We start from the raw sequence: 13,557 nt of genomic DNA, 5'->3' as shown, positions 1-13,557 counted from the left end.
CCACTTTTTTAACCCGGGTGACGGTGCTTAACTGAAATTCAGGCCTCAATGAACGTGGCCTTTTTTCAGGAGGCCCGTCATGCACCTGCACCAGTTCGCCGAAACCCACGACGTCACCAACCAGCCACCGTCCCTGGACGGCACTAATCTGTACCGTATCGACTTGCCGCTGCAAGACTGGTCCCGGCGCTTCGGCGCCGGCTGGGCCGAGCAGCGCATCGACACCTATGGTGCGCTGGCGGGCGGGCCGCTGATGGAAGCCGGGTTCCTGGCCAACCAGAACAAACCGGTGTTCAACAGCCATGACCGGTTTGGCCATCGCATCGACCTGGTGGAGTTTCATCCGGCCTACCACGAGCTGATGCGCACCGCCGTCGAGCACGGCCTGCCGTCGTTGCCGTGGGCCCATCCGCAATCCGGCGCCCATGTGGCCCGCGCGGCGATGACCTACCTGCACAGCCAGGCCGAAGCCGGCACCGGCTGCCCGCTGACCATGACGTTCGCCTGCGTCCCGGCCCTGCGCCTGCAGCCAGACCTGGCTGAAACCTGGCTGCCGAAAATCCTCGCCACCGAATACGACCCGCGCAACGTCGGCATCGCCCACAAGGCCGGCGCCACCATCGGCATGGCCATGACCGAGAAACAGGGTGGCACCGACGTGCGCGCCAACACCACCCGCGCTTACCCGGTGGGCGCTGGCGGCCCGGGCCAGGCGTATGAGTTGGTGGGGCACAAGTGGTTCTGTTCGGCGCCGATGTGCGATGGCTTCCTCACCCTGGCCCAGACCGACAAGGGCCTGACCTGTTTCCTGCTGCCCCGGCACCGCCCGGATGACACCCGCAACGAGTTCTACATCCAGCGCCTGAAAAACAAGCTCGGCAACTGCTCCAACGCTTCCAGCGAAGTGGAGTTTCGTGGCGCGCTGGCCTGGATGATCGGTGAAGAAGGGCGCGGCGTACCGACCATCATCGAGATGGTGGCGATGACCCGCTTCGATTGCATGGTCGGCTCCAGCGCCCTGATGCGCCAGGCGCTGACCCAGGCCAGCCATCATTGCGCTCACCGCCTGGTAGGTGGCCGGGTGCTCAGCGAGCAACCGTTGATGCAGAACGTACTGGCCGACCTGGCCCTGGAAAGCGAGGCGTCCCTGGCCTTGAGCATGCGCATGGGGCGCGCGCTGGACCATCTGGATAACGAACAGGAAGCCAAATTCGCCCGGCTGGTGACGGCGGTGGGCAAGTACTGGATCTGCAAGCGCGCGCCCGCGATGATCAACGAAGCCGCCGAGTGCATGGGCGGTGCGGGGTATGTCGAGGACAGTATCCTGCCGCGCTTGTACCGTGAGGCGCCGGTCAACTCGACGTGGGAAGGTTCCGGCAATGTGCAGTGCCTGGATGTGCTGCGGGCCCTGTCCAAAGAACCGGGCGTATTGGAGGCGCTGTTTGTCGAGCTGGGGGCTGGTCATGGCCACAAGCACCTGGCGCGGCATATCGAGCAGTTGAAGTCGGCGTTCATGGACACTCAGGACATCCAATACCGTGCCCGGCAATTGACCGAGGACATTGCGGTGGCGTTGCAGGCCAAGCTGCTGCTGGAGGCGGGCAATGCCAGTGTGAGTGATGGCTTTATCGCCAGCCGACTGGGCGAGTCGTCGGGCCGGGTCTATGGCACCTTGCCGCGCGGTGTGGATGTGGAGGCCATCGTCGCCCGGTCGACACCTCAAATCCTCTGAATGAATGCGGGCAAAATGTGCGAGCGGGCTTGCTCGCGAAGGCGGTGGATCAGCCAATACATGTGCTGACCTACCGCTTTCGCGAGCAAGTCGAATCGTCGCACCGCCGCTCCCACATTATTGATCGCATTCCAATTCCGGTGTTCCAGTGCGCCAGGGATACAGGCAAGATGAAGGCCTGCAAGTCAGAACACAGGATGCTTACCGTGACCGAAGCTTTTGTTGTCGTTCAAACCGCCGAAGAAGCCGTGGATCGGCTGGCGGCTCTCCATGAGCGTGCTACCGGCGCGCTCAATCAAGCCCTCAAGCGCTACCTCAAAGACCGCGTCGAACCCGACGCTGAACAACGTGCGATGTTTCGCTACCCGGAACTGCGCCTGACCTACCTGGTGCAGGGCGAAGTCCCACAGACCACCCGGGCGTATGCCAAGGTTCAGTTGCCGGGGACCTACAGCGTCACCGTCACCCATCCGTCGGCCTTCCGCAAATACCTGCTGGAGCAACTGGTGCCGTTGATGCACGACTTCACCGTGACGGTGGAAGTGGGCGTCAGCCAGCAGAACATTCCCTACCCGTACGTGGTGGAGCAGGGTGACGAACTGGCCGGCTCCGGTGTAACTGCCGCCACGCTGGCGCGGGTGTTCCCGAGTACCGACCTGTCTGCCGCCACCGATGGCATCGCCGACGGCCTGTACGACTGGGAAAACACCGACCCGCTACCATTGGCATTGTTCGATGCCGCCCGCGTCGACTTCTCCCTGCGCCGCCTGGTGCACTACACCGGCAGCGACTGGCGCCATGTGCAGCCGTGGATTTTGCTGACCAACTACCACCGCTACGTTGACCAGTTCATCGTGCATGGCCTGGAACAGTTGCGCAGCGACCCGCGCTTTATCCGCATGGTACTGCCGGGCAATGTGATCATCGACAAGAGCATGGACCACGGCGAAGCGTCTGCCATTGCTGCCGGCGTGGTCTGGCACCGTTATCAGATGCCGGCCTACCACTTGCAGGCCAGCGACGGCCATGGTGTGACCCTGGTGAACATCGGCGTCGGCCCGTCCAATGCCAAGAACATCACCGACCACCTCGCCGTATTGCGTCCGCATTGCTGGCTGATGATTGGTCACTGCGGCGGGCTGCGCCAATCCCAGACCATCGGTGACTACGTGCTGGCTCACGCCTACATGCGTCGCGACGGGATTCTCGACCGGGTAGTGCCGCCGAACATTCCGATCCCGGCCCTGGCCGAAGTGCAGATGGCCTTGCAGCAAGCCGCGGCCAACGTCACCGGCGAGAAGGGCGAGGAGCTGAAAAAGCGCCTGCGCACCGGCACCGTGCTGACCTACGACGACCGCAACTGGGAGCTGCGCTGGGCCCAGGAACGTCCGCTGATCAACCTGTCCCGCGCCGTGGCCGTGGACATGGAAAGCGGTACCATCGCCGCCCAGGGCTACCGCCTGCGGGTGCCGTACGGCACGTTGTTATGTGTGTCGGATAAACCGCTGCACAGTGAGATCAAGCTGCCGGGATCGGCCAACGCGTTCTACGAGCGTGCGGTCAGCCAGCACTTGAAGATCGGCATCGAGGCGGTGGATCTGTTGCGCACCGAACTCAACTCGTTGCACTCGCGCAAACTGCGCAGCTTCGACGAGCCGCCGTTCCGCTAAACGGTTGGGATGGTTATTTAACGGTCAGGCCACTAGCATTGTCGGTCCTGACCGTTAGATGTTTCTTTGCCATGTCCCGTCCTGCCCGTCCTGTTTCCCGCCGCCCTGGTGTGAAAAGTCCGCAAACTTCGTCAGCCCCGCGTCGTGTCGCCAAGGCGCCACCGGCCGAGCCCAAGTTGATCCTGTTCAATAAACCCTTCGATGTGCTGACCCAGTTCAGCGATGAAGGCGGGCGGGCGACCCTCAAGGATTTCATCGACATCCCCGGCATTTACCCGGCCGGGCGCCTGGACCGTGACAGTGAAGGCCTGTTGCTGCTGACCAACGACGGCCAATTGCAGGCGCGCATCGCGGACCCCAAGCACAAGCTGGCGAAAACCTATTGGGTGCAGGTGGAAGGCGAACCGACCGAGGAACAGCTGCAACGCCTGCGCGACGGTGTGGAGCTCAATGACGGCATGACCCTGCCCGCCGAAGCCCGGCAACTGGACGAGCCACAACTGTGGCCACGTAACCCGCCGGTGCGGTTTCGCAAAAGCGTGCCGACCCATTGGCTGGAGTTGGTGATTCGTGAAGGGCGTAACCGCCAGGTGCGGCGCATGACGGCGGCAGTGGGGTTGCCGACGCTGCGTCTGGTGCGGGTGCGGATTGGTGACTGGTCGATCGACGGCCTGGACCAAGGCCAATGGAAAGAAGTGCCGGCGCGCTTATAAGGCGCCGGACTCGATCAGGCCGATCACCACGCTCTTGATGATGAACGCGGCAACGCCCAGGCCCAGCACGAAGAACAGGATCATCGAGCCAAAGCGCCCGGCCTTGGATTTCTTCGCCAGGTCCCAGACGATAAAGCCCATGAAAATGATCAGGATGCTGACCAGGCCGGTCATCATCCATTCTTCAAACACGGCGGGATCAATCGAGTTCATCGGGTCGTTTCCGGCTGGGGCAGGGCGCCGATTATACGCCAGGGCAATCGGCGCGACATTGACCTGCGTCGGTCTGCCGCAGACTTACCACCCTGCGGGAACACAGTCAAAATGTGGGAGCGGGCTTGCTCGCGAATGCGGAGGATCAGTCAGCACATTCGGTGCCTGGCACACCGCATTCGCGAGCAAGCCCGCTCCCACATTTGTTCCGCGCTGGTCTTAAGTGCGCAGGTGGGTCAGCGGCAGCTCGGTGCTGTTGAGCACCTGGTTCAGCACAAAGCTTGAACGCACGCTGGTGACGCCTTCGATGCGGGTCAGGTGGCCCAGCAGCAACTTCTGGTAGTGATCCATGTCTGGCACCACCACTTTCAACTGATAGTCGGCGTCCATCCCGGTCACCAGGCTGCATTCCAGCACTTGCGGCAAGGTGCGGATGGCCGCTTCGAAGTTCTCGAAACGTTCGGGGGTGTGTCGGTCCATGCCGATCAGCACGTAGGCCGTGAGACTCAGGCCGAGCATCTTGCGGTCGAGCAAGGCGACCTGGCGGGCGATGTAGCCGTCGTCTTCGAGTTGCTTGACCCGGCGTGAGCACGGCGAAGGCGACAGGCCGATGCGCTCGGCCAACTCCTGGTTGGAGATCCTCGCGTCGCGCTGCAATTCCGCCAAAATACTCAGGTCGTATCGGTCAAGTTTGCTCATGGGGCTGGCCTTTGTCGTAACTATTGCGGTGAATTATCTATCCAGGGTTAAAAATTGCGCAAGCACTGTTTATTGACGCAATCTTCGCAATCATCTGCCCGAGGCCGAGGCGTAGAGTTATCAACAGAATCACTGCCCGGACATACAGTCCACTGCAGCCCGCCAATAAGGCCGGCTGCGGCCGCCAACCCCACAGGGTTGCCCCGGCCCCCGGGCTGCACACTGTCCACAAGACGGCGTGAGGTGAGCCAACGTCAAAAGCGTTGAGCCAGGACGAAGTTCTCAAGGGGCGACCGACGGGTCGCCCCTTTTTATTGCCTGCGAAAATACTTCTCGTGACTGATAACCTCTCGCAGAACCGGGCCCCGGTTTTCCAGTCTTACGTGTAGGCCCTAATCCGCAGTGAGGAATAGCATGAAGCGCATCTGGCGTTTGGCAGGTGTTGGTTTGCTGATGATGAGCGTTGGTGCGCAAGTGATGGCCGACGACCCGCCACGCCAGGAAGGCGGTGGTCAGCATGAAAGAGGCCCGGAAGGGCATCCAGGCAATAATCAGCCTCGGCCGCAGAACAACCAACCGCGACCACAAAATAGTCAACCGCGCCCTGTAGCCCCTCGGCCCGAGAACAATCAGCCGCGTCCGCAGAATCAGCATTTCGAAAACAATCAGCCACGGCCGCAGAACCAGAACATTGAGCGCCCGAACGGAGGTGGCCAGTGGCAAGGTCGCCCGCAAGGCAATCAACAGCAACCGCCGCACCCGGCGCCGCAGCCGGCCAATAACCTGCCGATCCAGGGTCGCCCGGATACCGTGCGCCAGACCCAGGAACCGCGTCAGGGCAATTACCAGGACATCCCGCGTCGCAACGACGGCAACCAGCATTGGCAGGCCGGCAATGGCGGCCAGGGTGGCCCGGGCCGGCCCGGCTTCAACGGGGGTAACGGCGGTGGCAATAACCACCCCAACGATCACCGCTGGCCAGGCCGCCCCGACGGGCACGGCAATGGCTGGGGCCCAGGCCCGCAATACCGTCCGGGTTACATCGTCGACCGCTTCCCCGACCGCAATTACCGCGTACCGTATCGCGGGCAGGACTACTTCTTCTCGGGTGGCTACTGGTATCGCCCACAAGGCCCGCGCTATGTCGTCGTGACGCCACCTTACGGGATTCGCGTGCAATACCTGCCCGACTACGCGCGGGAAGTGTGGGTGGGCAGTGCGCTGTTCTTCCTCGCCGCCGGTGCCTATTACACCTACGAAGAAAGCAGCCAGCAGTACGTTGTGGTGCAGCCGCCACCCGCCGCGCCAGCGCCGCAACCCGTGCCCCAGGGCAATGGTTATGACGTGGTGGCTTACCCGGCCAACGGCCAGTCACCGGCGCAGGTCCAGCAGGACGGTTACGACTGCTATCGCTGGGCGGTGCAGCAAAGTGGCTTTGACCCAAGGACCGTCACCTACGCCCCCGACCCGGCCGTGGTGCAAACCTACCGCCAGGCCCAGGGCAACTGCCTGAGCAGCCGCGGGTATCAGGTGCAGTACTAGGCCTTCTCGCCCTTGACCACTTCCTGCGGGTCGGCGTGCACCAGCACTTCGGCTCGCGGGTAGGCGTTGTGGATGGCATCGGCGGCCTGGTCGCTGATGCCGTGGGCCACGGACAAACTCAATTCCCCCGGTAACTCCAGGTGCAACTGCACGAACCAGTGGCTGCCGGAAATCCGTGTGCGCAGGTCATGGGCACCCAATACACCGGGCACGCTGCACGCCAGTTCCAGCATGTGCTGGCTGACATCCGGCGGCAGTTCCTCGTCCATCAGCACCGAAAAACTTTCCCGGGCGATCTGGATGGCGCTCCACAAAATGTAGGCCGCGATGCCCAGGCCGAACCAGGCGTCCACCTGATGAAAACCAAACGCCGCCAGCACCAGCGCCACCAGGATGCTGCCGTTGAGCATCATGTCTGAGCGATAGTGCAGCGAGTCGGCGCGGATGGCGTTGGAGCCGGTTTCGCGGATCACCCGGTATTGCAGGATCAGCAGCGCCGCCGTCAACGCCAGGGACAGAACGATCACGCCAATACTCAGCCATGGCGCGCCCACAGGTTCCGGATGCTGCAAACGCTGGAACGCCTGGAAGGCGATCAACACCGCACTGCCGGCGATGAACAACGCCTGGGCCATGCCCGACAGGGATTCCGCCTTGCCATGGCCATAACGATGATCGTCATCGGCCGGGCGCAACGCGTAGTGCACGGCCAGCAAGTTGAGCAGCGAGGTAACGCCGTCGAGCAGCGAGTCGGTCAGCCCGGCGAGCATGCTCACTGAGCCGCTGAGCCACCAGGCGATGGCCTTGGTCACAATCAGCACACAGGCCACGCCGACGGAAGCGCGGGTGGCCAGGCGCAACAGCCGGGCGTGTTCGGGACTGGTGGTCATGGGGCGGGTCAGTCCTTAAGCGGCGGGTTGCAGGCCCAGGGTGGCGAGTTGTTGCACGCTGCCCTTGAACTGGATCATGCGCGGGTCGTCCAGCGGCAGGTTATGCCCAGTTTCTTTCTGGATGATGGTTTGCAGCTTGGCGTTATCGACCTTGCCGTCGGCGCCGATGGCTTGCTGGAGTTTTTCCGGGGCCACCTGGGCGGTCTTGCCCGGCTCGAAGTAGATTGCGCCGGTGGCGAAGTCGACACCAAAGGCGATCAGGCCCGGGATCACGTAGAACAGCAGGCCGACCGCATCGAGCACGGCAATTGCCGGGTCGATCTTGCCGTCGATCTGGCCCCGGCGGTCGGGGTAGAAAATCGAGCCGCAGGCCGTCAACTGGCTCAGCAGGGTGACGGCCAGAACACCGCCGATGACACGGGAAGCAACACGCATGGGACTCTCCTTGAACATAATGAAAATGACTATAAGCCAGTCTACAAGGCGACGATGATCAAGTGTGGGAGCTGGCTTGCCTGCGATGGCGGTGGTTCAGTTTCAGGTGTGTTGGCTGACACTCCGCTATCGCAGGCAAGCCCGCTCCCACCTTTGACCGCATTCCAGTCAGTACGGGGCCGTGTCGTTGAGACCACCACCGACACCCGGCAGTTCGCCGTTATACTCGCCGCTCTGCTTTGGAGCCAGTATGAATTCGTTGCCAATCGATGATGTTTTACCCGCCCTGCGTGACGCCCTGGCAACGCGCCATGAAGCCGTGCTCGAAGCACCGCCCGGCGCCGGTAAAACCACACGGGTGCCATTGGCGCTGTTGAATGAACCCTGGCTGGCCGGGCAAACCATCCTGATGCTCGAGCCCCGCCGCCTGGCCGCCCGTGCAGCGGCAGAAAGGCTGGCCAGCGAACTGGGGGAAAAGGTCGGCGAAACCGTTGGCTACCGCATTCGCCTGGACAGTAAGGTCGGCCCCAACACCCGTATTGAAGTAGTCACCGAAGGCATCCTCACTCGGCGCCTGCAGGATGACCCGGCACTCGACGGCGTGGGTTTGTTGATCTTCGACGAGTTCCACGAACGCAGCCTGGACGCCGATCTGGCGCTGGCCCTTAGTCTCAATGGTCGAGACCTGTTTCGCGACGAGCAGCCACTGAAGATCCTGCTGATGTCCGCCACCCTGGAAGGCGAACGCCTGGCCGGGTTGCTGGACAACGCGCCGATCCTGCGCAGCGAAGGGCGCATGTACCCGGTGCAGATGCGCTGGGGCCGGCCATTCCAGCCCGGCGAATTTATCGAGCCACGGTTGGTGCAGACCATCCTTGAAGCCCTGCATGATGAAACCGGCAGCGTGCTGGTGTTCCTGCCGGGGCAGGCCGAGATTCGTCGGGTTAATCAGCAATTGGCTGACGCGCTGGGCGATAACCCCGAGGTGCTGCTATGCCCGCTGCACGGCGAACTGGACCTGGCCGCCCAACGCGCCGCCATCGACCCGGCGCCCGCCGGCAAGCGCAAAGTGGTGCTGGCCACCAACATTGCCGAGACCAGCCTGACCATCAACGGCGTGCGCGTGGTGATCGACGCCGGGTTGGCGCGGGTCCCGCGTTTCGACCCGGGCAGCGGCATGACCCGTCTCGACACCCAGCGCATCTCCCGCGCCAGCGCCACCCAGCGTGCCGGCCGGGCAGGGCGACTGGAGTCGGGGGTGTGTTATCGGTTGTGGTCCGAGGACCAGCATGAAGGGCTGGCGGCGTATTCCAGTGCGGAAATTCTCTCGGCGGATCTTTCCGGTTTGGCCCTGCAATTGGGTCGCTGGGGCGTGGCGCCTACTCAGTTGGTATGGCTCGACGTTCCGCCCACCGCGGCTTATGCACAGGCCCAGGATTTGCTCGAGCGCCTCGGAGCGTTGAGCGATACCAAGCTGACCGCCCACGGCCAGAAAATGGCCGGGTTGCCGGCGCACCCGCGAATCGCTCATTTGCTGCTGCGTGGTCAGGATCTGGGCCTGGCGAGCATGGCCTGTGACGTGGCGGCACTGTTGGGTGAGCGCGATATCCTGCGTGGTGCCGGTGCGGATTTGCACAGCCGCCTGGCCCTGTTATCCGGTGAAGAAAAGGCCCGTGGCACCCAGGGCGGTGTGCAGCGTGCCCGCCAACTGGCGCGGCAATACCGTGGCTATTTAAGAGGCAAGGCAGAGCAGCCGGTGGCTGATCCCGATCATCCGCGCTGGCTCGGCGCGTTGCTGGCGCTGGCCTACCCGGACCGCGTCGCCCAGCAACGGCGGGCGGGCGGTGCCGAATACCGCCTCGCCAACGGCCGTGCCGCGTTGTTCGCCGAAGCCGACAGCCTGATGAAGCAACCCTGGCTGGTGATCGCCGATCTGGGCAGCCGCCAGGGCCAGCGTGAAGAACGGATTTACCTCGCGGCGGATTTTGATCCGGCGCTGTTCGACTCGGTGTTGGCCGAGCAGGTGCGTAATGTCGACCAGCTTGACTGGGATGAGCGCGAAGGCGTGCTGCGGGCCGAACGCCAGCGCAAGGTCGGCGAACTGGTGCTCAGCCGCGAGCCGCTGACCGGCCTCGACGAATCCGCCCGCAGCCAGGCGCTGGTCAACCTGGTGCGGCGCAAAGGCCTGGAACTGCTGCCCTGGACCCCGGAGCTGCGCCAATGGCAGGCGCGGGTGATGCTGCTGCGTGGTCTGAATAGCGGCAAGGCCAGTGAATGGCCGGATGTCAGCGACAGCGCCTTGCTTGCCAGCCTGGAACACTGGTTGATGCCTTACCTGGGCAAGGTGTCGCGCCTGAGCCATTTCGCCAATCTGGATATTTCCAGCTTCCTGCATAACCTGCTGCCGTGGCCGTTGCCGGCGCGGTTGGACGAGCTGGCGCCGCACCATCTGAAGGTGCCGTCGGGCTCGTCGGTGCGGCTGGACTACAGCGAGCAGCCGCCGATTCTGGCGGTGCGCTTGCAGGAATTGTTCGGGCTGGCGGATACGCCGCGGATCGCCGGCGGGCGGCAGGTGGTCAAGCTGCACCTGTTGTCGCCGGCCAGACGGCCCGTGCAGGTGACGCAGGACCTGGCGAACTTCTGGCGCAGTACTTACGCCGAGGTGAAGAAGGATTTGAAGGGGCGATATCCCAAGCATTACTGGCCGGATGATCCGTTGATTGCTGAACCGACTGCCCGGATCAAGCCGAGAAAGTAAGTACATCGCAGATCTAAATTGGGAGCTGGCTTGCCTGCGATGGCATCACCTCGGTCTGTCGGATAGACCGAGGTGCCTGCATCGCGGGCAAGCCCGGCTCCCACACAAGCCAGCTCCCACACTGTTTCGCCGCGTGGCTTACTGCGCGGCGGGCAACAGGAACCGCGCAATCACCGGCAAATGATTGGAGATACGCACCGTATCGCTCTGGCGCACCTTGCTCTCAACCTTCTTGATGCGCGAGCTGTGGAACAGGTAATCCAGCGTACGGTCCGGCCCCTCTACGGTTGGGTCATTCGGGAAATACGTCAGCCACTGGTCCCGGTCAATCCCGCTGGATTGGCTGTTGCTCGGGATCATCGGGTACTTTTCCCACAGCAGGTGCAGCTCACTGTCCGGCGAGTATTGCCCGCGCTTGCCGGGGTCCAGGCGCAGGAACTGTCCCAGCGGCAGCAGGTTGAAATCCCCACCCATCAGCCATGGCGTGCCGCGGCTCTCGAATTTATCCACCAGCTTGACGGTCGCCTGCACCTGTTCCAGCACGGCGTTGTGCCCGGGGGCCGCGCCGTCCAGGCGAGTATTGAGCACGGCCAACTGGCCGCCATCGCTCAACGGCAGGTAGGTCAGCAATAACGCGGGCTTGGGCTGGAACTGACGGCTGATCAGGTTGGCGCGTGCTACCGGCAATTGCAGGCGCTCGGCGTGTTCGATCTGGTAGCGGCTCATGGTCACCAGCTTGCGACCGACGCTGCCGAAGATATGCAGGTCGGGCACGAAGTCGGCTTTCCAGTCGAAGGCCTGGGCGCTGCACGGGTAGAGGTCGGCCAGGCGCTCCTGGAGCAAGGCCAGTTGGTCCTGGTAGCTGGAAGGCTTGGCGCCTTCGTCGACTTCCTGCAACAGCAGGATGTCGGGCTGCTCGTCGCGGATCACCCGCGCCACTTCGTCGAGGCTTGAAGCCATGTCTTCAACGGTCGGGCGGTCGTCCGGGCCGCTGCCGTCCGGGGTGTCGTACCAGAACACGTAGTTCTTGCCCGCCAGGTACTGCACGTTCCAGGTCATGACCTTTAGCGCCTGCCCAGGCAGCAGGGTCGGCGCACGGGGCGCGACGCAGCGGATGGGCAGGGTTTCCTTGTCGGCAGGGCGCCAGGTCAGGCTGTAGATCAAGCCGGTCAGCAGGGCCGCGAGGATCAGCAGGCCCACCAAGGTAATGCGCAGTAGTCGGGTCATCGGCTCGGCTTATGGCGTTGCAGGACAGGCCCGGAGCATATCACCGCGCGTCGGCGTCGCCACCAATCAACATGAACAGGCGGAACAACACCACGCTGGTGAACAGTTGCAGGAAGCTTTGTGCGCTGTCGATCAGCAGGCCCAGCAGCGGGTTCGGGTCCGGATAGACGGCCACGCTGGCGCCCTTGAGCAACCACAGCGGGGTCATCACGCACAGCAGGCACACCAGGATCCGCCAGAAATGCCCACGGGTCAGGCGCAGGCTTTCCTTCATGGCCGACAGCGCCGACATGCCCCGCAGCACCAGCAGGTATTCGGCGAAAGCCAGCACCACCATCAGCCACAGGCCGGGCAGGAAATACAGCGACAGGCCCAGCAGGATCAGCAGCGTGCTGATTGCCGTCAGCAGGGCAAAGCGCGGCCACAGGGTCAGGGCCATGGCCAGCACATCCAGGGTGCGCGGCGATTCACCCCGGGTGCGGGCGTCGAGGAACAGGATCAGTGCGCCGGTGTACAGCGGGTACACCAGCAGCCCGATCACCACGCTGTAACCGGGAAACGCGTCTGGGCCGAGCGTGTGGTCGAGCACCTGTTGCAGCAGGGCTTCGAGGATCACCAGTGGCAGGCACAACTGCACGATGGCGCCCAGGTTGCGCTTGAAAAAGAAGAAGGAGTCGCGCAATACGTCTAACGGATTCATCAGGGTCTTCACAGGCCGAAAAGCAAGGGCGTTACTTTAACCGATCATGAGCAGATGCAAGCAAACGTAAACCTTGCGTAAAGACCATTGAAACAATCAGCAACAGCCCCATAACTGGGTTGTACCTTGCACATCGTGCGCAAGGCGAAGATTTCTACCGGCAATCTAACGAGGTCGCCATGAACAGCGAAGAACAAACCCTGATCGACGGACTGTTTTCACGGTTGCAGCAAGCCGAAACGGACTCAGCCCCCCGCGACGCCCAGGCTGAAGCGCGGATCAAGGAACACGTCACTCGCCAACCGGCCGCTGCGTACTACATGACCCAGTCGATTCTGGTGCAAGAGCACGCGATCAAGAGCCTCGATGCGCAGAACAAGCAGCAGGCCCAGCAGATCCAGGAGTTGCAGGACCAACTGCAACAGGCCAGGTCCCAGGCGGCGCAGCCTGCACCGAGCAGTGGCGGTTTCCTGTCGAGCATTTTCGGCGGCGGTTCCCGTGACCCGCAGCCGACCCAGAGCGCACCTGCGTCGTCGGGCGGTGGCTGGCGTGAACCGGCGCGTCCGTCGTTTGGCGGGCAACCTGCGCCGCAGCAGAACTACGGTGCTCCCCAGCAGAACTATCAGCAGCCCCAACAGGCACCCGCAGCGCCGATTGGCAGCGGTTTCCTCGGCGGCGCCCTGAAAACCGCAGCTGGCGTGGCCGGTGGTGTGATGCTGGCAGAAGGCATCAGCAGCCTGTTCAGCCACAACTCGCAACAACCGCAAGTGGTTGAAGAGATCATCCGCGAAGAGCCGGCCCCGGCCAGCGACAACGGCAACTGGGGCAACGACGACCAGAAATATGCAGGCAACGACAGCTGGGGCAGCGACAACGCCTCCGACAGCTTCGCCGACAACGACTATTCCGACGACTCCTCCTCCTTTGGCGACGACGATTCCTTCGTCTGACCCACACTCAACCGGGGCGCTTCGTCGC

General features: G+C 63.1%; 12 protein-coding genes. 6 read left to right on the top strand and 6 right to left on the bottom strand.

From position 1 onward, the window contains the following. Positions 1 to 79: 79 nt before the first annotated feature. From HX817_RS18900 to HX817_RS18890, 3 genes are all read left to right on the top strand, one after another. Positions 80 to 1,732: an acyl-CoA dehydrogenase family protein gene (locus HX817_RS18900; protein ID WP_177040865.1), complete on the top strand. Its 1,653-nt coding sequence runs from the start codon at positions 80 to 82 to the stop codon at positions 1,730 to 1,732. 170 nt (positions 1,733 to 1,902) lie between these two features. Continuing rightward, positions 1,903 to 3,402, top strand: a complete 1,500-nt coding sequence (gene amn / locus HX817_RS18895; protein ID WP_172834544.1) for an AMP nucleosidase — start codon at positions 1,903 to 1,905, stop codon at positions 3,400 to 3,402. Between the two features lie 71 nt (positions 3,403 to 3,473). Then, the gene (locus HX817_RS18890) at positions 3,474 to 4,115 is read left to right on the top strand and encodes a pseudouridine synthase (protein ID WP_029616066.1); all 642 of its coding nucleotides are present in this window, start codon (positions 3,474 to 3,476) and stop codon (positions 4,113 to 4,115) included. On the opposite strand, the gene HX817_RS18885 is transcribed toward HX817_RS18890, so the two are convergent. Together HX817_RS18885 and HX817_RS18880 are read right to left on the bottom strand one after the other, a co-directional pair. After that, positions 4,110 to 4,319: a DUF2788 domain-containing protein gene (locus HX817_RS18885; protein WP_026077819.1), complete on the bottom strand. Its 210-nt coding sequence runs from the start codon at positions 4,317 to 4,319 to the stop codon at positions 4,110 to 4,112. The two genes, HX817_RS18890 and HX817_RS18885, sit on opposite strands and share 6 nt — an antisense overlap. Positions 4,320 to 4,547: 228 nt before the next feature. Next, a complete protein-coding gene (locus HX817_RS18880) occupies positions 4,548 to 5,027 on the bottom strand; it encodes an Lrp/AsnC family transcriptional regulator (protein ID WP_003194418.1) in 480 nt (159 codons plus the stop codon). Positions 5,028 to 5,441: 414 nt separating this feature from the next. Between HX817_RS18880 and HX817_RS18875 the strand changes: the two genes are divergently transcribed. Then, positions 5,442 to 6,569 carry a DUF6515 family protein gene (locus HX817_RS18875; protein ID WP_177020943.1) on the top strand — a complete coding sequence of 376 codons (1,128 nt, stop codon included), beginning with the start codon at positions 5,442 to 5,444 and terminating at the stop codon, positions 6,567 to 6,569. Here the strand turns inward: HX817_RS18875 and HX817_RS18870 are convergent. Next, on the bottom strand, positions 6,566 to 7,459 hold the full coding sequence (locus HX817_RS18870; RefSeq protein WP_003215490.1) for a cation diffusion facilitator family transporter: 894 nt from the start codon (positions 7,457 to 7,459) through the stop codon (positions 6,566 to 6,568). The two genes, HX817_RS18875 and HX817_RS18870, sit on opposite strands and share 4 nt — an antisense overlap. A 15-nt stretch (positions 7,460 to 7,474) precedes the next feature. Then, a complete protein-coding gene (locus tag HX817_RS18865) occupies positions 7,475 to 7,894 on the bottom strand; it encodes a hypothetical protein (protein ID WP_017476229.1) in 420 nt (139 codons plus the stop codon). Positions 7,895 to 8,144: 250 nt separating this feature from the next. Here HX817_RS18865 and hrpB point away from each other — a divergent pair, with 250 nt between their 5' ends. Continuing rightward, positions 8,145 to 10,652, top strand: a complete 2,508-nt coding sequence (gene hrpB, locus HX817_RS18860; protein ID WP_177040862.1) for an ATP-dependent helicase HrpB — start codon at positions 8,145 to 8,147, stop codon at positions 10,650 to 10,652. Between the two features lie 138 nt (positions 10,653 to 10,790). Here the strand turns inward: hrpB and HX817_RS18855 are convergent, their stop codons facing one another. Continuing rightward, on the bottom strand, positions 10,791 to 11,879 hold the full coding sequence (locus HX817_RS18855) for an endonuclease/exonuclease/phosphatase family protein (RefSeq protein ID WP_177021499.1): 1,089 nt from the start codon (positions 11,877 to 11,879) through the stop codon (positions 10,791 to 10,793). 40 nt (positions 11,880 to 11,919) lie between these two features. Further along, positions 11,920 to 12,579, bottom strand: a complete 660-nt coding sequence (locus tag HX817_RS18850) for a YciC family protein (protein WP_003215498.1) — start codon at positions 12,577 to 12,579, stop codon at positions 11,920 to 11,922. A gap of 179 nt (positions 12,580 to 12,758) precedes the next feature. Here HX817_RS18850 and HX817_RS18845 point away from each other — a divergent pair, with 179 nt between their 5' ends. Continuing rightward, a complete protein-coding gene (locus HX817_RS18845) occupies positions 12,759 to 13,529 on the top strand; it encodes a DUF2076 domain-containing protein (RefSeq protein WP_008436594.1) in 771 nt (256 codons plus the stop codon). The last annotated feature ends 28 nt before the right edge of the window (positions 13,530 to 13,557 follow it).

This window comes from Pseudomonas sp. C6002, from assembly GCF_013385805.1.
Lineage (GTDB): Bacteria > Pseudomonadota > Gammaproteobacteria > Pseudomonadales > Pseudomonadaceae > Aquipseudomonas.
This window is presented reverse-complemented; position numbering and strand designations above follow the sequence as displayed.